General features: G+C 71.8%; 25 protein-coding genes. 6 read left to right on the plus strand and 19 right to left on the minus strand.

What is annotated here, in order from left to right; genetic code table 11:
• Positions 1-29 precede the first annotated feature (29 nt).
• The 10 genes from ACIP94_RS37525 to ACIP94_RS37570 form a co-directional block, all read right to left on the minus strand.
• The gene (locus tag ACIP94_RS37525; protein WP_402436354.1) at positions 30-557 is read right to left on the minus strand and encodes a GNAT family N-acetyltransferase; all 528 of its coding nucleotides are present in this window, start codon (positions 555-557) and stop codon (positions 30-32) included.
• On the minus strand, positions 554-1,126 hold the full coding sequence (locus ACIP94_RS37530; protein WP_402436359.1) for a helix-turn-helix domain-containing protein: 573 nt from the start codon (positions 1,124-1,126) through the stop codon (positions 554-556). Before ACIP94_RS37530 ends, ACIP94_RS37525 begins: the two co-directional genes overlap by 4 nt.
• Before the next feature lie 85 nt (positions 1,127-1,211).
• Positions 1,212-2,117 (minus strand): LysR family transcriptional regulator, encoded by a 906-nt coding sequence (locus ACIP94_RS37535; RefSeq protein WP_402436362.1) that lies wholly within the window; start codon positions 2,115-2,117, stop codon positions 1,212-1,214.
• 31 nt (positions 2,118-2,148) lie between these two features.
• Positions 2,149-3,348 (minus strand): glycine C-acetyltransferase, encoded by a 1,200-nt coding sequence (locus ACIP94_RS37540; RefSeq protein ID WP_402436365.1) that lies wholly within the window; start codon positions 3,346-3,348, stop codon positions 2,149-2,151.
• A 54-nt stretch (positions 3,349-3,402) separates the two neighbouring features.
• Positions 3,403-4,431, minus strand: coding sequence for an L-threonine 3-dehydrogenase (tdh, locus tag ACIP94_RS37545; RefSeq protein ID WP_402436368.1), 1,029 nt, complete (start codon positions 4,429-4,431; stop codon positions 3,403-3,405).
• Positions 4,432-4,620: 189 nt separating this feature from the next.
• Entirely contained in the window at positions 4,621-5,178 is a 558-nt protein-coding gene (locus ACIP94_RS37550) for a GAF domain-containing protein (protein ID WP_402436371.1), read from the minus strand.
• The gene (locus tag ACIP94_RS37555; RefSeq protein WP_402436374.1) at positions 5,175-5,777 is read right to left on the minus strand and encodes a GTP-binding protein; all 603 of its coding nucleotides are present in this window, start codon (positions 5,775-5,777) and stop codon (positions 5,175-5,177) included. The genes ACIP94_RS37550 and ACIP94_RS37555 overlap by 4 nt, the downstream gene beginning before the upstream one ends.
• Entirely contained in the window at positions 5,755-6,126 is a 372-nt protein-coding gene (locus ACIP94_RS37560; RefSeq protein ID WP_402436428.1) for a DUF742 domain-containing protein, read from the minus strand. Before ACIP94_RS37560 ends, ACIP94_RS37555 begins: the two co-directional genes overlap by 23 nt.
• 2 nt (positions 6,127-6,128) lie before the next feature.
• Complete coding sequence (locus ACIP94_RS37565; RefSeq protein WP_402436377.1) at positions 6,129-6,563, minus strand: roadblock/LC7 domain-containing protein; 435 nt, start codon at positions 6,561-6,563, stop codon at positions 6,129-6,131.
• A 56-nt stretch (positions 6,564-6,619) separates the two neighbouring features.
• On the minus strand, positions 6,620-8,662 hold the full coding sequence (locus tag ACIP94_RS37570; protein ID WP_402436380.1) for a sensor histidine kinase: 2,043 nt from the start codon (positions 8,660-8,662) through the stop codon (positions 6,620-6,622).
• Positions 8,663-9,044: 382 nt separating this feature from the next.
• On the opposite strand from ACIP94_RS37570, the gene ACIP94_RS37575 reads away from it, so the two are divergent.
• Both ACIP94_RS37575 and ACIP94_RS37580 read left to right on the plus strand, forming a co-directional pair.
• Positions 9,045-9,509, plus strand: coding sequence for a MarR family winged helix-turn-helix transcriptional regulator (locus ACIP94_RS37575; protein WP_402436383.1), 465 nt, complete (start codon positions 9,045-9,047; stop codon positions 9,507-9,509).
• Positions 9,510-9,550: 41 nt separating this feature from the next.
• A complete protein-coding gene (locus ACIP94_RS37580) occupies positions 9,551-11,278 on the plus strand; it encodes an MFS transporter (protein WP_402436386.1) in 1,728 nt (575 codons plus the stop codon).
• Positions 11,279-11,312: 34 nt separating this feature from the next.
• On the opposite strand, the gene ACIP94_RS37585 is transcribed toward ACIP94_RS37580, so the two are convergent.
• The gene (locus tag ACIP94_RS37585) at positions 11,313-11,435 is read right to left on the minus strand and encodes a hypothetical protein (protein ID WP_402436389.1); all 123 of its coding nucleotides are present in this window, start codon (positions 11,433-11,435) and stop codon (positions 11,313-11,315) included.
• 243 nt (positions 11,436-11,678) lie between these two features.
• Between ACIP94_RS37585 and ACIP94_RS37590 the strand changes: the two genes are divergently transcribed.
• Entirely contained in the window at positions 11,679-11,894 is a 216-nt protein-coding gene (locus ACIP94_RS37590; RefSeq protein ID WP_402436392.1) for a hypothetical protein, read from the plus strand.
• 162 nt (positions 11,895-12,056) lie between these two features.
• On the opposite strand, the gene ACIP94_RS37595 is transcribed toward ACIP94_RS37590, so the two are convergent.
• Complete coding sequence (locus tag ACIP94_RS37595; protein WP_402436395.1) at positions 12,057-13,241, minus strand: MBL fold metallo-hydrolase; 1,185 nt, start codon at positions 13,239-13,241, stop codon at positions 12,057-12,059.
• Positions 13,242-13,495: 254 nt separating this feature from the next.
• Here ACIP94_RS37595 and ACIP94_RS37600 point away from each other — a divergent pair, with 254 nt between their 5' ends.
• The gene (locus ACIP94_RS37600; protein ID WP_402436398.1) at positions 13,496-14,686 is read left to right on the plus strand and encodes a Glu/Leu/Phe/Val dehydrogenase dimerization domain-containing protein; all 1,191 of its coding nucleotides are present in this window, start codon (positions 13,496-13,498) and stop codon (positions 14,684-14,686) included.
• Between the two features lie 14 nt (positions 14,687-14,700).
• Positions 14,701-15,318 carry a TetR/AcrR family transcriptional regulator gene (locus tag ACIP94_RS37605; RefSeq protein ID WP_402436401.1) on the plus strand — a complete coding sequence of 206 codons (618 nt, stop codon included), beginning with the start codon at positions 14,701-14,703 and terminating at the stop codon, positions 15,316-15,318.
• 207 nt (positions 15,319-15,525) lie between these two features.
• Here the strand turns inward: ACIP94_RS37605 and ACIP94_RS37610 are convergent, their stop codons facing one another.
• Together ACIP94_RS37610 and ACIP94_RS37615 are read right to left on the minus strand one after the other, a co-directional pair.
• On the minus strand, positions 15,526-16,311 hold the full coding sequence (locus tag ACIP94_RS37610; RefSeq protein WP_402436430.1) for an SGNH/GDSL hydrolase family protein: 786 nt from the start codon (positions 16,309-16,311) through the stop codon (positions 15,526-15,528).
• A 181-nt stretch (positions 16,312-16,492) separates the two neighbouring features.
• Positions 16,493-18,565, minus strand: coding sequence for an alpha-galactosidase (locus ACIP94_RS37615; protein WP_402436404.1), 2,073 nt, complete (start codon positions 18,563-18,565; stop codon positions 16,493-16,495).
• Between the two features lie 194 nt (positions 18,566-18,759).
• On the opposite strand from ACIP94_RS37615, the gene ACIP94_RS37620 reads away from it, so the two are divergent.
• Positions 18,760-19,557, plus strand: coding sequence for a tyrosine-protein phosphatase (locus tag ACIP94_RS37620; RefSeq protein WP_402436407.1), 798 nt, complete (start codon positions 18,760-18,762; stop codon positions 19,555-19,557).
• A gap of 43 nt (positions 19,558-19,600) precedes the next feature.
• Here ACIP94_RS37620 and ACIP94_RS37625 read toward each other — a convergent pair whose 3' ends face one another.
• From ACIP94_RS37625 to ACIP94_RS37645, 5 genes are all read right to left on the minus strand, one after another.
• Positions 19,601-19,720 carry a DUF6126 family protein gene (locus tag ACIP94_RS37625; RefSeq protein WP_402436411.1) on the minus strand — a complete coding sequence of 40 codons (120 nt, stop codon included), beginning with the start codon at positions 19,718-19,720 and terminating at the stop codon, positions 19,601-19,603.
• Positions 19,717-20,331 (minus strand): helix-turn-helix domain-containing protein, encoded by a 615-nt coding sequence (locus ACIP94_RS37630; RefSeq protein WP_402436414.1) that lies wholly within the window; start codon positions 20,329-20,331, stop codon positions 19,717-19,719. Before ACIP94_RS37630 ends, ACIP94_RS37625 begins: the two co-directional genes overlap by 4 nt.
• A 74-nt stretch (positions 20,332-20,405) precedes the next feature.
• On the minus strand, positions 20,406-21,803 hold the full coding sequence (locus tag ACIP94_RS37635; RefSeq protein ID WP_402436417.1) for an aspartate aminotransferase family protein: 1,398 nt from the start codon (positions 21,801-21,803) through the stop codon (positions 20,406-20,408).
• A complete protein-coding gene (gene dxs / locus ACIP94_RS37640) occupies positions 21,800-23,695 on the minus strand; it encodes a 1-deoxy-D-xylulose-5-phosphate synthase (RefSeq protein ID WP_402436420.1) in 1,896 nt (631 codons plus the stop codon). The genes ACIP94_RS37635 and dxs overlap by 4 nt, the downstream gene beginning before the upstream one ends.
• Before the next feature lie 29 nt (positions 23,696-23,724).
• On the minus strand, positions 23,725-24,396 hold a 672-nt coding region (locus ACIP94_RS37645), incomplete at its 5' end, for a flavodoxin-dependent (E)-4-hydroxy-3-methylbut-2-enyl-diphosphate synthase (RefSeq protein WP_402436423.1).

Raw genomic sequence — 24,396 nt, forward strand, 5'->3', positions numbered from 1 at the left:
AGCCAATGGCACTGACAGTCGGCTCGGCCTCAGGGGGTGGGGACCCCGAGCCGTTTGTAGAAGAGCGTGGTCGGGCGCAGCGCCCCCGCCGGTGTCGCCGCGTAGTCCGGAATCACCCCTGCCCGGGTCCAGCCCGCGGTGCGGTACAGGGACTCGGCCGGGCTGCCGGTCTCCGTGTCCAGGTGGAGCAGGGTGATCCCGGCCTCGGCCGCGGCCCGTTCCGCGGTGGCCAGCAGCGCGCGTCCCAGGCCCCGGCCGCGCGCCTCCCGGTGCACCATGAGCTTGACCAGTTCGGCCCTGTGGCGGCTGTTCGGCTTGTCCGGGAAGGCGAGGCTCACGGTTCCCGCCACCCGCTCCCCCGTCGCCGCCCATACCGCGAGACCCCCCTCGTCGACCGCGGCCGCCCGCTCCTTCCACCACGCGAGGGCCTCCGCCCGGTCGAGCGGGGCGAGGAATCCCACGGAGGCACCGCCGTCGACGGTGTCGGTCAGCAGGACGGCCAGTTCCTCGGCGCGGGCGAGCAGGGCGGAGCCGTCGAGCCGGACGATCGCGTTCACGGGAGCACCACCACGAGCGCGTAGCGCACATCGCCCGGGCCCGGGCAGCGAAACCGCGTCGGGCCCCAGACCCGCAGCCGCAGACAGTCGCCGGCGGCGAGCCGATGCTCCATGTCCTGGGCGGTCACCTCCAGCACCCCGTCGAGGACCCAGATGTGCTGTTCGAGTCCGGGCACGGGCGGCCGGTCGTAGGCGATGTCCGCTCCCGCCGCGAGCCGCCCCTCGACGAGTTCGCCGCGCAGCCCGGGGTGCGGAGGGGACACGGACCGTCGTACGAAGCCGGAGGCCGCGTCCTGCCAGATGGCCTGGTCGGCGGCGGGCACCATCTGAGCGGGCTCGGTCTCGACCTCGCTCAGCAGCTGGGACATGGTGCGGCCGTAGACGCCGCACAGCCGGTTCAGCATCGAGGCGGTGGGGCTGATCTCGGCGCGTTCGGCCCGGGAGAGGGTGGACCGGCTGACTCCGCTGCGGTCCGCCAGCTCACCCAGCGACCAGCCGTGCTCGGCTCGCAGCTCGGCGAGGCGCGCGGCGAGCCGGGCGTCGACGGGATCCATGACGTCGCTTGACATGACGGAGAGCATATCCCGGATCCGGGATTTCGTCCCAGATCCGGGACAGCGCTTGGGACGAGGGCGTACCGCCGCACCCGCACCGTCAGTTCACCGTCGCGGCCTTTGTCAGCGCGGCCAGCACCGGGCGGATCAGCGGGTGCTCCTCGGCCCCACGGCGCACGGCGGCGAAGACCCGGCGGGTGGGAGCGACCCCGTCGACCGGGCGGACGACGACGCCCGTGAGGTCCATTCCCCGCAGGGCCGAGCGGGGCACGAGGGCCACTCCCGCGTCGGCCGAAGAGAGCGCCACGACCGCGCGGAAGTCGTCCGAGGAGTGCTCCATACGGGGCTGGAAGCCGGCGTGTTCGCAGGCCAGCACGACGACGTCGTGGCAGGGATTGCCCGGGTAGGGGCCGATCCACGGGTCCTTGGCCAGCTCGGCCAGCGGGACCTCGGGCGCGGCGGCGAGGCGGTGGGTGACCGGCACGACCGCGTCGAAGGGCTCGGCGTAGAGCGGGATGGGCGTCAGCCGGGGGTCGTCCGCGTCGGGCGCGCCCCGGTACTCCACGGCGACCGCGACGTCGATCTGACGGTCGAGCACCATCGGCAGGCTCGCGTCGCCCTCGGCGTCCTGGACCCGGACCCGGATGCCGGGCGCGGTGCGGGCGAGCCACGCCAGGGCGGGGGCCACCACCAGGCCGATTCCCGTGGCGAAGGAAGCCAGCGTCACGGTACCCGCCGAGCCCGCCCCGTAGGCGGCCAGCTCGGCCTCGGCGCGCTCCAGCTGGGCGAGGACGGCGTGAGTGTGGCCGAGCAGGATCTCACCGGCCGGAGTCAGCCGTACTCCCCTGGCGCTCCGCTCGACGAGCCGGTGGCCGGTCTCCTGTTCCAGCGCGGCGAGCTGCTGGGACACGGCGGAGGGCGTGAGATGGAGCGCGGCGGCAGCGGCCGTGACCGTGCGGTGGTCGGCCACCGCACGGAGGATGTGCAGCCGCCGCGCTTCGATCATGCAAACGATTATCGCAAGACGCGTGGGCTGGTCAGCCCTCCAGCTCCGTCCGGGCCGCGACGAACGCGTCGACCGCGCGGTCGACGTCGTCCGTGGAGTGCGCGGCGGAAAGCTGCACCCGGATGCGGGCCTGGCCCTGCGGGACCACCGGGTAGGAGAAGCCGATGACGTAGACGCCGCGCTCCAGCAGCAGCTCGGCCATGCGTCCGGCCTTCGCGGCGTCACCGATCATCACCGGGGCGATCGCGTGGTCGCCCGGCAGGACGTCGAAGCCCTCCTCGGTCATCCGGCGGCGGAAGAGCGCGGTGTTCACGGCCAGCTTCTCGCGCAGGTCGCCCGCCGACTCCAGCAGGTCGAGCACCTTGAGCGAGGCCGCCGCGATCACCGGGGCGAGGGTGTTCGAGAAGAGATACGGCCGCGAGCGCTGGCGCAGCAGGGCGACGATCTCGGCGCGGGCGGCGACATAGCCACCGGAGGCGCCGCCGAGCGCCTTGCCGAGAGTGCCGGTGATGATGTCGACGCGGTCCATGACACCGTGCAGCTCGGGGGTGCCGCGGCCGCCGGGGCCGACGAAGCCGACGGCGTGCGAGTCGTCGACCATGACCATGGCGTCGTACCGGTCGGCGAGGTCGCAGATCTCCCGCAGCGGGGCCACATAGCCGTCCATGGAGAACACGCCGTCCGTGACGACCAGCTTGCGCCGGGCGCCGCCCTCCGACGCCTCCTTCAGCTGCCGCTCCAGATCCGCCATGTCGCGGTTGGCGTAACGGAAGCGGCGCGCCTTGGACAGGCGGATGCCGTCGATGATCGAGGCGTGGTTGAGGGCGTCGGAGATCACCGCGTCCTCCGGGCCGAGGAGGGTCTCGAAGACGCCGCCGTTGGCGTCGAAGCAGGAGGAGTACAGGATCGTGTCCTCCTGGCCGAGGAACGCCGACAGCCGCGCCTCCAGCTCCTTGTGCACCTCCTGGGTGCCGCAGATGAACCGCACGGACGCCATGCCGTAGCCCCAGCGGTCCAGCGCCTGATGGGCAGCGGCGATCACCTCGGGGTGGTCGGCGAGGCCGAGGTAGTTGTTGGCGCAGAAGTTGAGCACCTCACCGGGGCGGCCGCCCGCGGTGACGTTCACGGTCGCGGACTGGGGGGTGCCGATCACACGCTCGGGCTTGTGCAGCCCGGCGGCCCGGATCTCGTCGAGGGTGGCGCGCAGGTCGTCGCGCACGGAGTCGAACATGGGGAAGCTCCTCAAAGTGCTTACGCGGGAAGGCGGGAAAAGCGGGCGGAAGGGCTACGCGGTCCAGTCCAGGATGATCTTGCCGCCCCGGCCGCTCGCCGCGTCCTCGAACGCCGTCTCGTGGTCGCGGTAGCCGTACCGGCCGGTGATCACGGGCGAGAGGTCGAGCCCGCCCTCCAGCAGGACCGACATCGCGTACCACGTCTCGAACATCTCGCGGCCGTAGATGCCCTTGATCGTGATCATGGAGGTGACGATCCGGGCCCAGTCGACGGGGAACTCCTGGGACGGCAGTCCGAGCATGGCGATGCGGCCGCCGTGCGTCATGTTGGCGATCATGTCGCGCATCGCCTCGGCGCGGCCGGACATCTCCAGGCCGATGTCGAAGCCCTCACGCAGGCCCAGCTCGCGCTGGCCGTCGGCGATCGTCGCGTCGGAGACGTTCAGCGCGAGGCTCACGCCGATCTTGCGGGCCAGCTCCAGGCGCTCCTCGCTCACATCGGTCACGACGACGTTGCGTGCGCCCGCGTGCCGGGCCACGGCCGCGGCCATCAGGCCGATCGGGCCGGCCCCTGTGATCAGGACGTCCTCGCCGACCAGCGGGAAGGACAAGGCGGTGTGCACCGCGTTGCCGAACGGGTCGAAGATGGCGGCGATGTCGAGGTCCACGGGGACGCGGTGCACCCAGACATTGCCGGCGGGCAGGGCCACATACTCGGCGAACGCGCCGTCGCGCCCGACGCCGAGCCCGACCGTCGCCCGGCACAGATGGCGGCGCCCGGCCAGACAGTTGCGGCACTTCCCGCACACCAGATGGCCCTCGCCGCTGACCAGGTCGCCCACTTTGATGTCCGCGACGTCACGGCCGGTCTCGACGACCTCGCCGACGAACTCGTGTCCGACCACGAGCGGAGTGCGGATCGCCTGCTGCGCCCAGCCGTCCCAGGCCCGGATGTGCAGGTCGGTGCCGCAGATCCCGGTCCGCAGGACCTTGATGAGTACGTCGCCGGATCCGACGGCGGGTTCCGGGACGTCCGCGAGCTGGAGCCCGGGCTCCGCCTTCTCCTTGACCAGCGCCTTCAACGCTACGGCTCCTGTGAGTGAGGCCCCGGTTCCAGGCACGCCGAAGGAGCCCGCACCGGGGTGAGGAGTGGAATCGCGTAGCAATCTGCCCTACGGCGACGCGCTGGTCCATCGAGGATTTCTTAAGCGCCGCCACAGCTTTCCTTCACGCCTCCTCCGCACGGCGGGGCGGTTCCTGCTCACGCCCTCTCAGCCCGCGTCGCTCTCCCGTCGTGCGATCCCCTCGGTCAGCTCCGCGGCCAGGGCCTTGATGGTCTCCAGGCCCGCCCTGCCCCAGGGACGCGGTTTCACGTCGGCGGCGCAGACCGTGCCGAGGGCCGTGCCCGTGCGGTCCACGAGGGGCGCGCCGAGATAGGAGCGGATTCCGATCTCGTCGACGACGGGGTTGCCGGCGAAGCGCGGATAGTCACGGACGTCCTCGAGGACGAGCGCCTTGCGCCGGACGACGACATGCGGGCAGAAGCCGTACTCACGGCCCAGCCGGCGGGCCGGCGCGGCCGTGCCGTCGGGGCTGGCGACCGCGGTGAGCGGGCGGTCGTCGGGCTGGTGGAGGCCCGCGAAGAACTGCCGGTGCTCGTCGATGAAGGTGACCATCGCGTACGGCGCCGCGGTGAGTTCCGCCAGCCGGTCGGCGAAGGCGTCGAACTCCGGTTCGGCGCGCTCGCCGAGGCCGAGTCGGCGCAGCCTGCGGACGCGTTCGGGGGCGTCGCGGTCCTCGGGAGTCAGCAGCAGTCGGATCGGGGTCATGTGCGCGCTCCGGGCCGTGGGGCCGGTGTCGTGGGGGCGTGCGCGAGGAGGTGGCGGACGAGCGTGAGCAGGGTCTGCACCCCCGAGCTGGAGATACGGGCGTCGCAGCGCACCACGGGGATCTCCGGGTCGAGGTCGAGGGCGGTACGCACCTCCCCGGGGTCGTAGCGGTGGGCGGCGTCGAACTCGTTGAGGGCGACGATGAAGCCGAGTCCGCGCTGCTCGAAGAAGTCGACGGCGGCGAAGCAGTCCTCCAGCCTGCGGGTGTCGGCGAGGATGACCGCTCCGAGCGCGCCTTCGGACAGCTCGTCCCACATGAACCAGAACCGCTCCTGTCCCGGCGTGCCGAAGAGGTACAGCACATGCCGCGGGTCCAGGGTGATGCGGCCGAAGTCCATCGCCACGGTCGTCTCGACCTTGTTCTCGATCCCGTCGAGGCTGTCGGTCGCGACGCCGGCCGTGGTGAGCAGCTCCTCCGTGCTCAGCGGCGCGATCTCGCTCACCGCGCCCACGAAGGTCGTCTTGCCTACTCCGAACCCTCCCGCCACCAGGATCTTCAGCGCGGTGGGAAAGGGATCAGAGCTGTCGTCGTAGTCCATCGAGCACTGCCTCCAGCAGAGACCGGTCAGTGGGGTTGTGGTGGAAGGCGGGGGGTTTGGTGGTGAGCGCCCCGCAGTCGACGAGGTCGGACAGCAGCACCTTGGTGACCACCGCGGGCAGCTTCAGATGCGCGGCGACCTCGGCTACCGAGACGGGGACCGCGCACCGGCCGAGCGCCTCGGCGTGCTCGGGGCCGAGCGTGCCCAGAGGAGTCGCGCCGGTGGCCATCACCTGGGACAGCAGATCCAGAGCGGTGCTCGGCCGGGTGCGGCCGTTGCTGACCGTGTAGGGGCGGATCAGTCGTCCGGCCGCGTCATCGAGCCAGGGGCCGTCACCGGCCGCGGTCACGTTCAAGGCCCGGTCACCGAGGGCTGCGCGGCGCTGCGGCGAGGCGCGGTGACCAGATAGGGCCGCACGCTCTTGACGAGCATCGCCATCTCGTAGCCGAGGACGGCCGCGTCGGCCTCGCGGTCGGCGAGCACGGCGAGACAGGTGCCGGAACCGGCGGTGGTGACGAAGAGCAGGGTCGAGTCGAGTTCGACGACGACCTGCCGTACGTCGCCGCCGTCCCCGAAGCGGACGCCCGCGCTGCGGCCGAGCGAGTAGAGACCCGAGGCCAGGGCGGCCATGTGGTCGGCGCTGTCGGTGTCGAGGCCGTGCACGGACTTCACCAGCCCGTCGCAGGAGAGCAGAACCGCGCTCTTGGTGTGGGGTACGCGCTGCACAAGGCCGCTCATCAGCCAGTCGAGATCGGAAACATGGGCGGTCGGCACGTCGCTCGCCATGGTGGATCGACTCCTTGGGGTACGCGGGTCCGCGAGAGTGGGTGGAGTAAGGGTGGTCATCCGGCCGATGGGGTCCCGTGGTGACCCGCCGTCAGGCCCTGGCCGGGCGCGCGCGGGGCGGCGGGCTCGGAACGGGTCGCCGTCTCGGTGGAGTCGAGGTCCGACTGCTGCCGCGCCTCCGCGAGGGAGATGCCCCGCTGGAACGCGGCCATGAGGCCCGGGTCGTGGCCGGCGAGCTGGCCGGCGTTCCGGCGGACGGGTGCGGTGGGACCGCCGCGGAGCTGGGGTGCGATGTGCTCCTGGGCGCGTCTGCGGGGCAGTGGGGGCTTGCCCATGGTGCCGTGCGCGGCGCCCGGTTGCGGCGTGGGGGGTCTGCCCGGGGTTTCCATGAGTCCGCCGGAGGCCGACACGCCTCCGCCAGGGGCCCCTGGGACCCCGCCGGAGGTGCCCACGACCCCGCCGCCCCCGACTCTGCCGGAGGTGCCCACGACCCCGCCGCCCCCGACTCTGCCGGAGGTGCCCACGACCCCGCCGCTGCCCACGAGTCTGCCGGGGGTCCCCACGTCGGTCGGTCGGTCACCGGGACGGACCCCGGGCGCCGCCTCGGCGGGGTTGGGGCGCGGGACGTCGGCGTCGCGCACGGGCAGCGGGGAACGGGCCCGGCCGGCCGGGATCCGGCTGCCCCCCGGCTGCCGGGGGCCGGGCGGCACGGGGTGCTCCGAGGCGCCGGACGAAGGGCGTACGGCCCGGCTGTCCCACGGCGCCGGGGCCTGGGCGTGTGTGGCCGGGCCCTCCACCTCCCGCAGACCTGTCGCACCGGAGGCCGGGAGCGGTGTCATCCCGGTGCCCGTCCCCTGCACCGCACCCGCCGTCATGGCCTCGGCGGTACCGGAATCCGCCCCGAGCAAGCCCTGCGGCACCACGAGCACCGCTTGCACGCCGCCGTAGATATTGGTCTGCAACCGCACGTGGATGCCGTGCCGGCGGGCGAGTTGGGAGACCACGAACAGGCCGATGCGGCCGTCCGCCAGCAGGCCCGCGACGTTGACCTGGTCGGGGTCGGCGAGCAGGGCGTTCATCCTGCTCTGTTCGGCCGGCGGCATGCCGAGCCCGCGGTCCTCCACCTCCACGGCGAGCCCCGAGGTGACAAGGCCGGCCCGCAGCACCACCTGGGTGTGCGGCGGTGAGAACACCGTGGCGTTCTCGACGAGTTCGGCGAGCAGGTGGATCACATCGGCGACGGCGTGCCCGCGCAGGGTGCCCTCGACCGGAGGCACGAGTCTGACCCGCGCGTACTGCTCGACCTCGGCGGTGGCGGAGCGCAGCACCTCGGTCATGGGCACCGGGGTGCTCCACTGGCGGCGGGAGACGGCGCCTCCGAGCACCGCGAGGTTCTCGGCGTGGCGCCGGATGCGGGTGGCGAGGTGGTCGACATGGAAGAGGCCCTTGAGCAGGTCGGGGTCCTCGATCTCGTTCTCCAGCTCGTCCAGGATCGAGATCTCCCGGTGCACTAGGGACTGCAGCCGCCGTGCGAGGTTGACGAACACCTCCAGTTTCTGTTCGCTCCCGGCCTGGCTGGAGAGCTGCGCCGCCTGCGCGACCGCGGCGACGGCGCCTTCGTGGGCGCGCGTCAGCTCGGCGGCGAGCAGCTCGAAGTCGTCGGTGCCCGCGGTGCGTTCGGCATGCCGTCCACGTGTGGGCGGCGCCTCGCCGCGGCGCAGCGCCTCGACGAGGTGGTGCAGGTCTGCCTCGCCGCGGGCACTGGCGCGACGTAGTGCGTGGAGGCGGTCCCGTACGGACGCGGCGGTGCGCCTCGCGGCCACGGCGGCGATCACGATGCCCGCGAGGGCCACGGCGAGGGCGCCCGCGAGCACCGCCCACAGGGTGGCGGTGGGCCGTGCGCCGGTGGTGCGGACGGTGAAGAGCACGGCGGCGCAGGCGCTGAGGGCCACCGCGACCGGCGGCAGGATCGCCAGGCGCAGCAGCTGGTGCCCTATGGGGGTCTCGGCCGGTGTGGGGGCGGGATGGGCGGCCGGCCGCCCGTGCCGCCCGCCCTCACGGCGGTCTGCGCGTGCGGCCGGTGCGCGGAGGTGAGACATCGGCGTCCTCGTACTGGGTGCGTCGGGGCGTGGGGCTCCCGCGGGTCTGCGACTCGGGCGTGCGGCATCGTGGCGTCGGCCGGGAGAGCCGCCTTTCCCGGCTCTGTGTGGACCGACGGCAACTCAGAGTAGTTGCGCTTCGGGGAGCCGTGATGGCCTGTCGACAAAGTCCTCCGCAGTGCTTCCCGCTCTGGTATGAGGCCTCGTACGACAGACCGATAACCGCGCCACGGCCGCGTGCGGGGCCCGCCTCGGCCTCGGGGAACCCCTGAGCCTCCCCCGAAAAGGTCACGCGGCGTATCGAGGATTGGCCCCGCCACCCCGGGCCACCCACCCCGTCGAAGCTATTGATTCATCATGCATCTATATGCATGATGCGGTTATGCATAAGCCGGTTATGGACATGGACGCGGATCCGCCCGAGGTCTCCCCCGAGGACCTGATGATCGCCGTGGAGCGGATGGTCCGCTATGTCCGCCACCGAGCCACCACCGGTGGTCTGAGCACCGCGGCCTCCTCCGCTCTGGGCCGTCTGGGGCGGGAGGGTCCGCACCGGCTGACCGACCTCGCCCGGGCCGAGGGTGTCTCCCAGCCCAACATGACCCAGCTCGTCACCCGCATGGAGCGGGCGGGCCTCGTACGGCGCAGCGCCGACAGCTCCGACGGGCGGGGCGTCCTGGTGGAGGTCACCGAAACCGGACTGGACGTCTTCCGGCAACGGCGCGCCGAGCGCGCACAGGCCCTGCGGGAGCTGATCGAGGAACTGACCGAACCGGAGCAGCGCGCCGTGAAGGTCGCGCTGCCGGCCCTCGCCCGCGTGATCCAAGACCGCCACGAGCGTTCCTGAACCACCCCACTCACCCGTCGATCTGCGGAGGACAAGCACGCATGAGTGCTTCGCACGGAGGGGCCGCGAGCCCCTTCAAGCAGCCCAAGGCCGTCTGGGCGGTCGCGTTCGCCTGCGTCATCTCGTTCATGGGCATCGGTCTGGTCGACCCGATCCTGCCCGCCCTGGCCCAGAGCCTGCGCGCCTCGCCCAGCCAGGTCTCCCTCCTGTTCAGCAGCTACCTCATCGTGACCGCGGTCGCCATGCTGATCGTCGGCTGGGTCTCCAGCCGCATCGGCGCCAAGCGCACCCTGGTCACCGGACTGGCGCTCATCGTCGTCTTCGCCGCCTTGGCGGGCACCTCCGACTCCATCAGCGGGATCGTCGGCTTCCGCGCGGGCTGGGGTCTGGGCAACGCGCTGTTCATCGCCACCTCCCTGGCCGTCATCGTGGCCTCCGCCAGCGGCGGCTTCGGCGGCGCGATCATCCTCTACGAGACCGCGCTCGGACTCGGCATCGCCGTGGGTCCGCTGCTGGGCGGCGAGTTGGGCGCCATCAGCTGGCGCGGCCCGTTCTACGGCGTCGCCGTGCTGATGGCCATCGCCCTGATAGCGACCCTCGCCTTCGTCCCGGCCCTGCCCAAGCCCAAGCGACCCACCTCACCGATCGCCCCGCTCCGGGCGCTGCGCCACCGTGGACTGCTGACCATGGGCATCATGGCCCTGCTGTACAACTGGGGCTTCTTCACGATGCTCGGCTACGCGCCTTATCCCATGAGGTTGAGTGCCCATCAGCTCGGCCTGGTCTTCACCGGCTGGGGCCTGCTGGTGGCCGCGTTCAGCGTCTTCTTCGCCCCGCGCCTGCAAGGACGTTACGGCACCGCTCCCGTGCTGTATGCCAACCTGCTGGGCCTCGGCATCGTGATGGCCGTCATCGCCGTCGGCGTCGGCAACCCGACGGTGGTCATCGTGGCGGTCATCGTCAGCGGCGCCTTCATCGGCATCAACAACACCCTCACCACCCAGGCCGTCATGCTGGTCTCCCCCGTCGAGCGCCCCGTGGCCTCCTCCGCCTACGGCTTCCTGCGCTTCATCGGCGGCGGTCTGGCCCCGTATGCCGCCGGCAAGCTGGCCGACGCCACCGATCTGAGCGTCCCCTTCTACCTCGGCGCCGTCACCTTCGTCCTGGCCATCCCGGTCCTGGCCAGCGGTCACCGTCTGCTCGGCCAGGCCGAGCAGCACACCGGTGAAGGGCAGCCCGTGGCCCCCGCCTTCACCCCCGTCGGCGCCCCGGTGGCGGCCGACGCGCCTCCGGTCGTGGTCGCGGTCGGCGACCACGACAGGGCCGCCGTCATCGTCGACACCGCGGCCCGTCTCGCCCGCGACACCGGCAGCCCCTTGGAGGTCGTCCACGTTCTGCGGACCGCCGTGGTCGAGGAACAGGCCGTCGACACCGAGGACTTCGACCAGGCCCGCACCGCCGTCACCGCCCATCTCGACCGGCTGGCCGCCCATGGCATACCGGCCACCGGCCAGATCCTCGCCTCCGTCGGCGACCACGCCGCGGCGGGCCGGGCCCTCGCCCGGCACGCGGCCGAGATCCACGCACCCACCGTCGCCGTCGGACGCTCGCCGCGCGGCCCGCTCGCCCAGTTCGCCGACGGCAGCTTCACCACCGCCCTCGCCCACGCCGCCGCCTGCACCGTGGTTCTCGTCGACCCGGACCACACCCCTCGCCCACTCACCGCGTCGGCCCTGGCGGAGCTGCGCAACAGCCCGCCCGAGGGCTGACCGTCATCGTCACCCGGGGCGGCGGCGCAGGGGCTCAGGAGCCTTCCGAGGCGACGGCCTCGCGCGCCGCCGCCCGTACAGCGGGGACCAGGTCCGCGATCCGTTCGACGCCCACGCCTGCGCATGCGGCCACCACGGACTCGGACTTCGGATCCACCTGGCGTGCCCCCTCCGAATAAGTCGGAGGAGACCACCGTTCAGTTCCCAGCCACCCTGGCGAAATCGAAGCAGTCGAAGCACCGGAGAAGCACGAGGGCACAGCAGCCCTCGACTGCGCCCCAGCACACAACACAAGCGCGCGTCCGGCCTGAGCGCGCCGGGTATCCCTCGGGCAGTCCCCCGCGGCGGCCGGTCTCGGACACCGACGCGCCGCGGCCCTGCCCACGGAGGTAGAAGAGGCATGACCGACATCAACGGGCTGGAGCCCATCGCCACGTTCTGCGGGAACTGCAACTGCGGCTGTCCCCGACTGTTCGTCGACCCAAGCGCCCCGGCCGACCGCCGCATCGTTCTGACCGACGACTTCGGCCAGCGTGTCCAGATGAGCGCCGACCAGTTCTCCTCGCTGGTCGACGAGGCCAAGAACGGCAGGCTGGACGGCATCGCCGTGCCCTGACCGGCCGCCCGATGCCGGGCACCGCTGTCGCCCGGCATCGGGAAACCCCTCAGCCATCGGCGCGAGGGCTGGTGAGGTCCGCGGTGGTGACGGAACGCCTCGGCCGGGTCGACGCGGTCGCCCTGGACAAGACCGGCACCCTCACCGAAGCGGCCCGCGCGGTCACTCCTCCGCCACCAGCTCCAGGTCTTCACGCGTCGTCGTCCGGGGCATCTCGGGAACCGGCCACGTGTGGTCGGGTACGTACCCCACACCGCGCCACCACGGATCGGCGGGCAGGTCGCCGGCAGGCTCGAAGGGCCGGCCTGGAACAGGCAATGCGACCGGCTGTCCGACCGCGTCGGCGGCGGCCTTCGTCCACTCACCGGGCTCGGCCCAGGCGTGCGGCGCCAGGTTGAAGGTGCCCCAGTGGATCGGCAGCATCACACCGTGCGGCTGCCCGCCCTGGAGGTCGAGGTGGGCTCGCATACCCTCCTCGGGCGTCATGTGGATGTCCGGCCAGAACTCGGAGTAGGCGCCGATCTGGATCATCGTGGCGTCGAACGGGCCATGGGCGGCGCCGATGTCCTTGAAGCCGTCGAAGTAGCCGGTGTCGCCGCTGTGGTAGATCCGGTGCTCGTCGCCGGCCACGGACCACGACGCCCACAGCGTGTGCTGGGCGTTGCGCAGGCCGCGGCCACAGAAGTGGCGGGCCGGCGTGGCGGTCAGGGTGATGCCGCCGACCTTGGTCGACTCGTGCCAGTCCAGCTCGCGCAGCCGGTCCGCGGACACGCCCCAGTGCTCGAGGTGGGCGCCGACGCCGAGGGGTATCGCGAACACGGTGTCCGTGCCCGCCAGAGCCTTGATGGTGGGCAGGTCGAGATGGTCGTAGTGATCGTGGGAGATGACCACGACGTCGACCGGGCCGAGCGAGGCCAGCGGCAGGGGCACCGGGTGCAGCCGCCGGGGACCGGCGAAGTCGAAGGGTGAGCAGCGCTCGCCCCACACCGGGTCGAAGAGCACCCGGTGCCCGTCGATCTCGGCGAGCACGCTGGAGTGGCCCATCCAGGTGAGCCGCAACCCGCTCGCCGGGGGCTTGGCCAGTTCGGCATACGTCGTCGGGTGCACCGGAACCGTGCCGCTCGGCACCCGGCGGACCCGGGACTCCTTGCGGAAGTAGACCTTCGCCAGCTCCAGTGTGGAGTTCCCGGAGGGGCGGATCCGGGTGCCCGACGGGTTCACGAAGACGCCGTCCGCGAAGTGCGGCGATCTGCGGATGCGCGCCAGGCGCTCCCCGCTCGGATCCGCGCCGAAGGCGGTGGGCCGCAGCGCGCGGAGTCCGGAGCTCAGGGAACGGGATCCGGTCACGGGTCCTCCAGTGGAGTCGGTGGGGGCTCCCATTATGGGCGGGCCCTCTGACGGCGCCGGGTCGGCCGGGTCGCAGCGCGATGTCCCCGGCTCTCACCGCGCCGTGCGGGCCCGGATGTCCTGTCGAGGTGCTCCAGGCCCTGAGCACCCCAACCCCTGGCCGCGCGTTCTTCTTCCACGCCGCGGGGCCAGAGTGCGCGGAAGGGCTCGGCACTGCCGCAAGCAACTGAACGGCCGGTCAGTACAGTGTGCGCATGACCATCGACCGCAACGCTCCCCTCATGACACTCGTCTGGACCGACCACGTCACCGGCCGGCGCGGCTACCTCGTCGTCGACCGGCTCGTCCGCGGGGTCGCGAGCGGCGGGCTGCGGATGCGGCCGGGCTGCACGCTGGACGAGGTGGCCGGGCTGGCCCGCGGCATGACCATGAAGGAGGCGCTGCACTACAACCCCGGGGGCCGCTATGTCCCACTGGGCGGTGCCAAGGGCGGCATCGACTGCGATCCCCGGGCCCCGGAGGCGTACGACGTCCTCGTGCGCTATCTGCGCGCCATGAAGCCGTACGTCGAGAGCGTCTGGACCACCGGCGAGGACCTGGGGCTCACCCAGGAGCTGGTGGACCGGGCGGCCGCCGAGGCGGGGCTCGTGTCGTCGGTGCAGGCGGTGTACCCGCTGCTCGACGACGAGGCGGCGGCGCGCCGCCGCCTCGCCGACGCGTTCGCGGTCGAGGTGGACGGGATCGGGCTGGACGGGCTGGTCGGCGGGTGCGGGGTCGCCGAGTCCGTCCTCACCGCCCTGGACCGGGCCGGCGTGCCCTACGCGGGAACGCGCGTGGCGGTGCAGGGGTTCGGCACCATGGGCGGGGCCACGGCACGCTTCCTGGCCCGGGCGGGGCTCGCGGTCGTCGCCGTCGCGGACATCAAGGGCACGATCGCCCATCCGGACGGGCTCGACGTGGAGGCGCTGCTCGCGGCACGCGACGCCTACGGGACGGTGGACCGTGCGGCGTTGCGCCCCGACGACCGGGAACTGCCGGGCGACGCCTGGCTGTCGGCCGAGGCGGAGGTGCTGGTGCCTGCGGCGGTGTCGTGTGCGGTCGACACGGTGAACCAGGCGCGGATCGGAGCCCGGTGGATCGCCGAGGCGGCCAACATGCCGGTGCTCCCCGAGGCGGAGGTACTGCTGGCGGCGCGCGGGGTGACCGTGTTGCCGGACGTGGTGGTCAACTCCGGGACGAACGCCTGGTGGTGGTGGACGCTGTTCGGTGACATCGAGGCGGACGCCGGCCAGGCGTTCGCGTACACGCGGCGGGCGATGCGGGAGCTGGTCGGCCTGATGCTCGACCGCGCGGAGGCGGGCGGGACGACCCCGCGGGCGGCCGCGCACGGCCTCGTCGCGGACCGGCTGCCGGTGATCGCGGAGCGCTTCGGATGGTACCGGTGACGTAGGGTAGCCGCGTGACCAGGGTGCGGTTGAGCGTGGCCGAGCGGCGTGAGGAGTTGCTCCGGGCCGCCGTCGGCCAGATCGAGGCACGGGGCGTGGCGGCGGTGCGGATCGCCGATGTGGCCTCGGCCCTCGGGGTGAGCAACGCGCTGGTGCTCTACCACTTCTCGACCAAGGAGAAGCTGGTCGCGGAGGCCTTCGCCTACGCCGCCGAGGACGATCTGACCCAGCTGCGCAAACTGCTCGGCCGCCGTACGTCGGCGTTGCGCCGGCTGCGCGCGGCGGTGCGCTGGTACGCACCGACCGGGCAGGCCAAGGGCTGGCGGCTGTGGATCGAGGGCTGGGCGGCGGCGCTGCGTGAGCCCGCGCTGCGGGAGGTCGCGCGAAACCTCGACCGGCAGTGGAAGGCCGCGATCATCGAGGTCGTGGCGGAGGGGGTGGCCGCGGGCGAGTTCCGCTGCCCCGACCCGGCGGCCATGGCGCTGCGGCTGACCGCGCTGCTCGACGGGCTGGCCGTGCAGATGACGGCGTACGAGGGCACGGTCCCGCGGGCGCGTGCCCGGGAGTGGGCGGACGAAGCGCTCGCTTCTGAACTGGGCGTGGAGCGCGCGGAGTTGACGACGAAGGCCTGACTCGCGTCTGACCTCGGCGGCCGTGCGCGACCCGGACCCGAGGGGGCCGGATGCCGGGCCCCGGCCCGGGGCTGTGGGCCCGGCCCGGGGCTGTGGGCCCGGCCCGGGGCTGTGGGCCCGGCCCGGGGCTGTGGGCCCGGCCCGGGGCTGTGGGCCCGGCCCGGGACCGGGCTACGGCCCCGGGGCGGTGCGGTGCGGCGACGCGGTTCAGACCGCTTGGGCGATCCGCATCCTGATGTCGTCCGGCGACAGGGCGCCCTTCGCCACCACGCGGTCCCCGGAGGACTCGCCGCGCAGCCGGCGTCCGATCCACGGGACCAGGTGCTCGCGCGCCCAGTGGATGTCGTCGCGCCGCACCTCGAACGTGCCGCGCGGCGGCAGCGGCGGCCAGGGCTGGTCCGGGTCGGCCGGCACCTCGATGCCGAGCACCTGGCCCGCCCGCAGGGCCACCCGGGTGTGCCCCTCGGGCGAGAGGTGGAGGCGGTCGTCGTCCCAGGCGCGCCGGTCCTGGACGGTCTTCAGGGACCACAGGTCGAGCACCGGGCAGCCGTACCGGTCGGCGATGGCCCGGACGTGCCCGTTGTACGTGGCGATCTTGCCGCGCAGATGCCTGAGCACGGGCACGCCGCGGGTGTCGAAGCCGGTGGTGACCATGACCGTGCCGACGGCGGAGGTGAGGTCGGCGACGGCGCGTTCGAAGCGCTCGGCGACCTCGTCGGGGTCGGTGCCGGGCCGGATGATGTCGTTGCCGCCCGCGCAGAAGGAGACCATGTCCGGGGCCAGTTCCAGGGCCTTGGGTATCTGGTCCGCGATGATCTGGTCGAGCAGTTTCCCGCGTACGGCGAGGTTCGTGTACCGGAAGTCGCCCTCGGGACGCAGGTCGGCGAGGAGCACCGCGAACCGGTCGGCCCACCCGACGAACTGTCCGTCGGGGCCGGGGTCGCCGACGCCCTCGGTGAAGCTGTCCCCCACCGCCACGTACGACCCGATCACTGATCTGTTGTCATTCTTCGAATCGTCTGCCACGTCGGACCATGATTCACCCTTTGATGTGAGCTACGCGACCGTAGGAAGGGCTTGACGGACGGTGAGATAAACCACCCAGCTCATTGGCGTCGATCCGGAATAAGGCTCTGAGTAGGGATGTTCAGTAGCCCGACGTGGCTCGTCGGACTCAGATGCGACGCAGCCGGATGACCGTGGCGTCGAAGTCGCCGTGCAGTCCGGGCCGCAGACCATGGTGCAGCAGCACGGCACCTCGGTGGATTCCACCGGTTTCGCGGCATTCGTAGGTCGCCGAGGGGTCGAGGCCCCGCAGCCGCAGCGGTGGGGCCGGCTCGCCGTGGTGCTGCGCCTGGAGCAGGGCGAGGACGACGGCCTCGTCGCCGAGGACGTACTGCACCGCGCTGAGCCCTCCCTCCGGGCCCCGCAGCCGGTAGAGGTCGCCGCGCTGCACGACGGGGCGGATCTCCTTGTAGAGGTCCACCCAGTCCCGGGCTTCGGCCAGCTCCTCCTCGGTCCACTCCGCCAGGTCGCCGCCGACGCCGAGCACCCCGGCCATGGCGCTGACGAACCGGAAGCGCAGCGAGCTGACCCGCCCGTTGAGCTGGGTGTTGGGGCTGTCGGTGACCCAGGCGGCCATGACCCGGGCCGGATGGATCTGGCTGAAGCCGTGCTGGATGGCGAGCCGGTCGAGTGGGTCGGTGTTGTCGGAGGTCCACACCTGGTCCGTACGGCTCATGATGCCGAGGTCGACGCGTCCACCACCGCCCGAGCAGGACTCGAAGGCGACCGAGGGGTGCGCGGCCCGCAGCCGGTCCAACAGGCCGTAGAGCGCGCGGACATGATCGACCCACAATCGCTGCGGGTACGCGTCGCCGGGCCAGCCCGCGTCGGTGAAGCACCGGTTGAAGTCCCACTTCACATAGTCGATCGGGGCACTGGAGAGCAGCCCGTCCAGCTGCTCCCACAGATACTCCTGGACGTCGTCGCGCGCCAGGTTGAGCACGAGCTGGTTGCGGAACTCCGTCCGCCTGCGTCCCGGCTGGTACTGCACCCAGTCGGGGTGCGCGCGATAGAGGTCACTGTCCGCGTTGACCATCTCGGGCTCGACCCAGATGCCGAACTGCATCCCGAGCGCGTGCACATCGTCGGCGAGCGGCTTCAGCCCGCCCGGGAAGCGGTCGGGGTTGGGGGTCCAGTCGCCGAGCCCGGCCCGGTCGCTGGTGCGGGCCCCGAACCAGCCGTCGTCGACCACGAACAGCTCGACGCCCGTCGCCGCGGCCCGCCGCGCCAGCTCCCGCTGCTGGTCCTCGGAGATGCCGAATCCGGTGGCCTCCCAGGAGTTGTAGAGCACGGGCCGGTCCCGGTCCGCGTCCGGGATGACATACGCCCGCTGGTAGGCGTGCCAGGCGCGGCTCGCGCCGCCGAAACCGCCGTCGCTCCACAGCCCGGCGAAGACGGGGGTGGTGTAGGTCTCCCCCGCCGCCAGCCGCAGCAGACCCGAGTCGTCGTAGCCGGCCCCGCCGGTGATCTGCACTTGCGCGTCGGGGAGTTGGGCGACGGCGATCCGCCAGCTTCCCGACCAGGCCAGTGCGCAGCCGTAGACCTCGCCGCGCTCCTCGGTGGCGTCGGTGTCGAGGGCGACCCACGGAAGGTGCTGGTGCCCGGTGTGGCCGCGGCGACTGCCGATGACCTTCTCGCCGTAGGTGAGGCCGGACCGGACGAGCCGGGACTCGGCCGCCCAGCGGCCGTGCAGCTGGGACAGCCGCCAGCCCTCGCGCTCGGGCAGGGTCCAGGTGGCCGCGTCGGCGCGCAGAAGCTCCACCGGGGCGGCGCCGTCGTTGGCGAGGGTCACCCAGCGCTCGACGACATCGCCGCGCATCCGGTAGTGGAGGTTGATCAGCAGCCCGCTGTCGGTGAACCGCAGCCGCAGCTCCTCGCCGTCGGCCTCGTACGCCTCGAAGGCCCACTCGGTGCCGCGGCGCTTCTCGGTGCGCACGGACAGGGCCGGCCGGACGAACCGGGGGCCGCCCTCGACCGGGTACTCCTCGTGGCCGTCGAGCTGGGACTCGAAGGGCCAGTACCGGGGGGCGGGCAGGGCGGCGAGGGCCTCCGCGTCGGCGAGGGCGATGCGCGGGCCCCAGTGCAGATGCAGCAGCTCGTCGCCGTCGGTGAGCCGCAACGCATAGCTGCTCCCGGGCCCCGACAGCAGCCAGATACGACCGTCAGCGCCGATCTCCAACATGGGACCCCCACAGATCCGAACAGGTGCGACCAGGTCTCAACATCATCGGGCCTGAGAGGCCTCGCGGGCAACGGCTGAAACCCGGGTTCGGCCCGGCACCCCCCGCGCGAATGATTGACCGATAAACCCATGTCGTATCGTCGAAGCGCGGCCCGCCGACGAGCAGCGTCGGCGGACGGATGGGAGGAGCCCCCGTGACGCAGCAGGTCCCGTCTACCGAGCCCGAGCTGACCGGAGTGCGCAACTTCCGTGACCTGGGCGGTCTGCCGACCGCGGACGGGCGGCGCGTACGGCACGGAGTGCTCTTCCGCAGCGGCCACCTCGCGCACGCGACGGAGCAGGACGCGTCGTTCCTCGCCTCCCTCGGTCTGCACACGGTCTTCGACTTCCGCAACACCGCGGACATCAGGCTGGAAGGACCGGACGTCGAGCTGGCGGGCGTGCGGAACATCAACCTTCCGCTGACGGACCCGGCGGACGGGGCGGAGTTCTGGAAGATGGTCCGCGACGGCGATCTGGACCAGCTGCGCGCGCTGCTCTCCGACGGCAAGGCCGCGAACCGCATGATCGCCTCCTACCGCACGATCATCCGGGAGCGCACGGCCGAGCACTCCCGGGTACTGCACGCGCTGGCGGAGGACAGCGTGCCCGCGCTGATGCACTGCGCCGCCGGCAAGGACCGCGCGGGCCTGTCGATCGCGGTGACACTCGTCGCCCTCGGGGTCGAACGGGACGCGATCGTCGCGGACTACCTGGAGTCCAACGCCAAGCACCGCCGCTACAAGGTGCACCGCAACGGCTCCTCGCCCGACACCTACTCGCCAGAGGTGATGGAGTTGCTCAGCCCCCTCTTCGACGCACGGGTCGAGTATCTGGCGGCGGCACTGGAGACCGTGGAGGACACGTGGGGCGGCGTCGACGCCTATCTGGAGCGGGGGCTCGGCGTGACGCCGCAGATGCGGGAGCGGCTGCGCGGGCGGCTGCTGGACTGAACGGCCCCGCCGCCGCAGGGGGCCCGGACCCGCCGGTCCGGTCCTACTTCGCGCCCACCGAGAACAGGAGATAGATGAAGCCGGCGAAGAGGTGGCCCACCGCGATGTAGATGATCAGTCGCACCCACAGGGCGCGGGGGAACTTGTCTTCGATGTCGCTCATGGTGTTTCTCCAGGGTGAGGGCCGATGCAGAGCGCGCTGAGCGGGCTCTGCATCAGGGTGTGGACGAAGAGCAGGTCGGTTCCACCGTGGTCGGCGGCCGCCAGTCGGTGCGGGGTCAGCGAGTCGAAGTGGGCGCTGTCCCCCGGTTGGAGTACATGCGTGGTGTCGCCGAGGCGGAGCCGCAGCCGTCCCTTGAGGACGTACAGCCACTCCTCGCCGGGATGGACGCGCACGATGTCACCCTGGGTCCCGTACGGGACGTGGACACGGAGGGCCTGCATCCCGCGTCCCGGCGCGCCGGCCTGCCAGTATGTCCAGCCGCCCGCGCTGGTCGGTTCCATGGCGGGGGCGCGCACGATGGCATCCGGGTCGGCGACGGTCTCGCCGAGCAGTTCGGAGACCGTCGTACCGTAGAGACGGGCCAGCGCGAGCAGCATCGGCAGCGAGGGCTGGCGCTGCCCGGTCTCCAGCCGGGACAGATGCGCGGGCGAGAGTCCGGCGGCGAGCGCCGCGGCCTCCAGGGTGAGCGAGGCGCGGCGGCGCAGCGCACGCAGCTGCGGTGCGACGGCGGGCAGGTCCTCGCCGGGGCCGGACTCGTTCTCGGAGCTCATGCTCCCATTGAGCCGGAGCTTTGCCTCTACGGCAAATTTCTTGTCTAAGAGGCAAAGCTCTTGCGCAGTCGTGGCTAGCGGTTCGCCACCGCCTGCTTGATCAGCGTCTTTCCGAAGTCCCACATCAGCCCGCCGCCGTGCGCGTCGTCCATCACCGCGGTGAAGGCGTCCACGAAGCGGTCCACGTCCTGCTCGCCGATGATCAGCGGCGGAATCAGCTTGATCACCTCCAGATGGTCGCCGGAGACCTGGGTGAGGATCCGGTGCCGTTGCAGCAGCGGAACGACGACCATCTGCGCGAACAGGCCCTTGCGGGCCGCCTGGAGCATGGTCCACCGCCCGCGCAGCCTGAGCGAGCTGGGCCGGCCGAACTCGATGCCGATCATCAGGCCCCGGCCGCGTACGTCGCTGAGCAGCTCGTACTTGTCCACGAGCGCCGTGAGCCGGGACTTCAGCTGCTCTCCGACGGCCCGGACGTTGGCGACGATCTGCTCGTTCTCCATGACGGAGAGGACGGCGAGCCCGGCCGCCATCGCCTGGGCGTTGGACCCGAAGCTCGCCGAGTGCACGAGCACCCGGTCCATGGACGAGTAGACCTTCTTGAAGATCCACTCCTTGCCGAGGGTGGCACCGACCGGTACGTAGCCGCCCGAGAGCGCCTTCGCCACGCACACCAGGTCCGGTTCGACGCCGTCCTCGTGCTGGTAGGCGTAGAAGTCCCCGGTACGGCCGAGCCCGGTCTGCACCTCGTCGGCGATCAGCAGCGCCTTGTGCCGGTGCAGCAGCTCCTGGGCGGCCCCCAGATAGCCGGGCGGGGCCTCGTGGACGCCCTTGCCCTGGATCGGCTCGACGATGAGGGCCGCCACGTCCCCCTTGACCAGCTCCCGGGCCAGGGCGTCGAGGTCGCCGAGCGGGACCGGCGTGTCGGGCAGGAGGGGGGCGAAGCCGTCGCGGAACCCGGATTCGCCGTTCACCGACAGGGACCCGGTGGTCAGCCCGTGGAAGGCATGGGTGCAGTACAGGATCCGCGGCCGGCCGGTGGCGTACCGGGCGAACTTCAGCGCGGTCTCGACCGCCTCCGTCCCGCTGTTGCCGAAGAACACCCGGTCCAGGTGGGGGCTGTGCGCCAGCAGCTTCTCGGCCAGCAGTCCGGGAAGCGGCTGACAGTCGAAACGGGTGAGATCGGCGAGCTGTGCGTCCAGGACGTCGTGCAGTGCCTTGCGCACCACCGGGTGGTGGCGGCCCAGGCCCATCACCCCGAAGCCGGCGAGCATGTCCAGATAGTCGTTGCCGTCCGCGTCCCAGAAGTGGGCGCCCTCGGCCCGCTCGTACGTCTTGTCGAAGCCGATGGTGTGGAGCATGCGCGGGAGCTGGTGGTTGAGGTACCTGGCGTGCAGCTCGTAGCGCTCGGCCCCGCGCTCGGCGAGGAGCGCGCCGAGGTCGAACTCGCCGGTGCCGGAAGGGGTGGTCATTCCTGTGTCTCCTTGGACGGCTCATCCATGGCGGTGAGGCTGGCGCTGATCCGCCCCGCGATCTCGACGGGCGTGAGGCCGATGTCCGCGAGCACCTCGGCGCGCTTGGCGTGCGCGAGGAACTGCTCCGGGATCCCGAACCTGCGGACGGGTACGTCGACATCGGCGTCGCCGAGCGCCAGCGCCACCGCGGATCCGACACCGGCCGAGCGGCTGTTGTCCTCGACGACCGCGACCAGCCGGTGACCGGCGGCCAGGCCCGGCAGGGACGGGTCCACGGGCTTGACCCAGCGCGGGTCGACGACCGTGCAGCCGATGCCCCGGGCCTCCAGCAGCTCGGCAGCCTGCAGACAGACGGGCGCCATGACACCTACGGCGACGAGGAGCGCCTCCGGCCGCTCGGCGCGGTGCAGGACATCCAGGCCGCCCACCCGGTCCACCGCCGGGATCGACGGGCCCACCGACTCCTTCGGGAAGCGGATCAGGGTCGGCGCGTCGTCGACCGCCACCGCCTCCCTGAGCTGCGCCCGCAGCTGGTCGGCGTCGCGCGGTGCGGCGATCCTGAGGCCCGGCACGACCTGGAGGACCGACATGTCCCACATGCCGTTGTGCGACGGTCCGTCGACGCCCGTGACCCCGGCCCGGTCCAGGACGAAGGTGACGCCGCAGCGGTGCAGGGCGACGTCCATGAGGAGCTGGTCGAAGGCGCGGTTGAGGAAGGTCGCGTAGACGGCGACGACGGGGTGCAGTCCGCCGGTCGCGAGTCCCGCCGCGGACACCGCCGCGTGCTGCTCGGCTATGCCGACGTCCCACACCCGGTCGGGGAACCGCTCGGCGAACCTGGTCAGGCCGACCGGGTGCAGCATGGCCGCCGTGAGGGCGACGACGTCCTCGCGCTCCTCGCCGATCAGCGCGATCTCGTCGCCGAACACCGACGTCCACGAGGGGCCGCCGGAGGGCTTCAGCGGCTCGCAGGTGAGCGGGTCCATCACGCCGACGGTGTGAAAGTGGTCCTCCTCGTGGGCGAGCGCGGGCTCGTAGCCGCGCCCCTTCTCGGTCAGGCAGTGGATCAGCACCGGACCGTGGAAGCGCTTGGCGCGGCGCAGCGCCGACTCGACGGCCCGGATGTCGTGCCCGTCGATGGGCCCCACGTACTTCAGGCCCAGGTCCTCGAAGAGCCCCTGTGGGGCGAACGCGTCCTTGAAGCCCTTCTTCGCGCCGTGCAGGGCCTCGTAGACGGTGGTGCCGACGACGGGCGTGCGCTGGAGCACCTCCTTGCCCCAGGCCAGCACCTTCTCGTAGCCGTCCGTCGTGCGCAGGGTGGCGAGGTGGTTGGCGAGACCGCCGATGGTGGGCGCGTACGAGCGCTCGTTGTCGTTGACGACGATGATCAGCGGGCGGTCCTTGGCGGCGGCGATGTTGTTGAGCGCCTCCCAGGCCATGCCGCCGGTGAGGGCGCCGTCCCCGATGACCGCGACGACATGGCCCTTCTCCCCCTGGACCTGGCGGGCCTTGGCGAGCCCGTCGGCCCAGCCGAGCGCGGTGGAGGCATGGCTGTTCTCGATGATGTCGTGCTCGGACTCCTCACGCGACGGATAGCCCGACAGGCCGCCCTTGCCGCGCAGTTTCGAGAAGTCCTGACGTCCCGTCAGGATCTTGTGCACATAGCTCTGGTGGCCGGTGTCCCACAGGATGCGGTCGACCGGTGACTCGAAGGCCCGGTGGAGCGCGATGGAGAGTTCCACCACCCCCAGATTGGGCCCCAGATGACCCCCCGTCCTCGCGACCGCGTGGATCAGGAACTCCCTGATCTCCTCGGCCAGTCGACTCAGGTCCGCCTCGGACAGCGCCTTCAGATCACGTGGTTCCCGGATGCTCTCCAGAATCGTCACGCTCGGGCCCCCTCTCACGTCCGTGCTGTTCAGCTCACGGTGACGGCCGGTCCTCCGGCCCCGGCGCCGTCCTTCTCCATCTGCTCGGCCAGCTTCATGGCCTCCTCGATCAGGGTCTCCACGATCTTCGACTCGGGCACCGTCTTGATGACCTCGCCCTTGACGAAGATCTGCCCCTTGCCGTTGCCGGACGCCACACCCAGATCGGCCTCACGGGCCTCACCCGGACCGTTCACGACACAGCCCATGACCGCCACCCGCAGCGGCACCTCCATGCCCGTCAGGCCCGCCGTGACCTCCTCGGCCAGCTTGTACACATCCACCTGGGCACGGCCGCAGGACGGGCACGAGACGATCTCCAGACCCCGCCGGCGCAGGTTCAGCGACTCCAGGATCTGGATGCCGACCTTGACCTCCTCCACCGGCGGCGCGGACAGCGAGACCCGGATCGTGTCACCGATGCCCTGGGAGAGCAGCGCGCCGAAGGCCACCGCCGACTTGACGGTCCCCTGGAAAGCCGGTCCCGCCTCGGTGACGCCGAGGTGGAGGGGGTAGTCGCACTGCTCGGCGAGCTGCCGGTACGCCTCGATCATCACGACCGGGTCGTTGTGCTTGACGGAGATCTTGATGTCCCGGAAGTCGTGCTCCTCGAACAGGGACGCCTCCCACAACGCCGACTCCACCAGCGCCTCGGGAGTGGC

Origin of the sequence: Streptomyces sp. NPDC093261 (genome assembly GCF_044753645.1) — a bacterium.
Lineage (GTDB): Bacteria > Actinomycetota > Actinomycetes > Streptomycetales > Streptomycetaceae > Streptomyces.

What these genes read in the sequence shown, in the direction of transcription:
- ACIP94_RS37630 (WP_402436414.1), bottom strand. Translation starts at nt 20,331, where the DNA reads ATGAGCTCCGAGAACGAGTCCGGCCCCGGCGAGGACCTGCCCGCCGTC.
- ACIP94_RS37565 (WP_402436377.1), bottom strand. Translation starts at nt 6,563, where the DNA reads ATGGCGAGCGACGTGCCGACCGCCCATGTTTCCGATCTCGACTGGCTG.
- ACIP94_RS37580 (WP_402436386.1), top strand. Translation starts at nt 9,551, where the DNA reads ATGAGTGCTTCGCACGGAGGGGCCGCGAGCCCCTTCAAGCAGCCCAAG.
- ACIP94_RS37600 (WP_402436398.1), top strand. Translation starts at nt 13,496, where the DNA reads ATGACCATCGACCGCAACGCTCCCCTCATGACACTCGTCTGGACCGAC.
- ACIP94_RS37535 (WP_402436362.1), bottom strand. Translation starts at nt 2,117, where the DNA reads ATGATCGAAGCGCGGCGGCTGCACATCCTCCGTGCGGTGGCCGACCAC.
- ACIP94_RS37590 (WP_402436392.1), top strand. Translation starts at nt 11,679, where the DNA reads ATGACCGACATCAACGGGCTGGAGCCCATCGCCACGTTCTGCGGGAAC.
- ACIP94_RS37540 (WP_402436365.1), bottom strand. Translation starts at nt 3,348, where the DNA reads ATGTTCGACTCCGTGCGCGACGACCTGCGCGCCACCCTCGACGAGATC.
- ACIP94_RS37615 (WP_402436404.1), bottom strand. Translation starts at nt 18,565, where the DNA reads ATGTTGGAGATCGGCGCTGACGGTCGTATCTGGCTGCTGTCGGGGCCC.
- ACIP94_RS37550 (WP_402436371.1), bottom strand. Translation starts at nt 5,178, where the DNA reads ATGACCCCGATCCGACTGCTGCTGACTCCCGAGGACCGCGACGCCCCC.
- ACIP94_RS37555 (WP_402436374.1), bottom strand. Translation starts at nt 5,777, where the DNA reads ATGGACTACGACGACAGCTCTGATCCCTTTCCCACCGCGCTGAAGATC.
- ACIP94_RS37635 (WP_402436417.1), bottom strand. Translation starts at nt 21,803, where the DNA reads ATGACCACCCCTTCCGGCACCGGCGAGTTCGACCTCGGCGCGCTCCTC.
- ACIP94_RS37570 (WP_402436380.1), bottom strand. Translation starts at nt 8,662, where the DNA reads ATGTCTCACCTCCGCGCACCGGCCGCACGCGCAGACCGCCGTGAGGGC.
- ACIP94_RS37625 (WP_402436411.1), bottom strand. Translation starts at nt 19,720, where the DNA reads ATGAGCGACATCGAAGACAAGTTCCCCCGCGCCCTGTGGGTGCGACTG.
- ACIP94_RS37575 (WP_402436383.1), top strand. Translation starts at nt 9,045, where the DNA reads ATGCATAAGCCGGTTATGGACATGGACGCGGATCCGCCCGAGGTCTCC.
- ACIP94_RS37530 (WP_402436359.1), bottom strand. Translation starts at nt 1,126, where the DNA reads ATGTCAAGCGACGTCATGGATCCCGTCGACGCCCGGCTCGCCGCGCGC.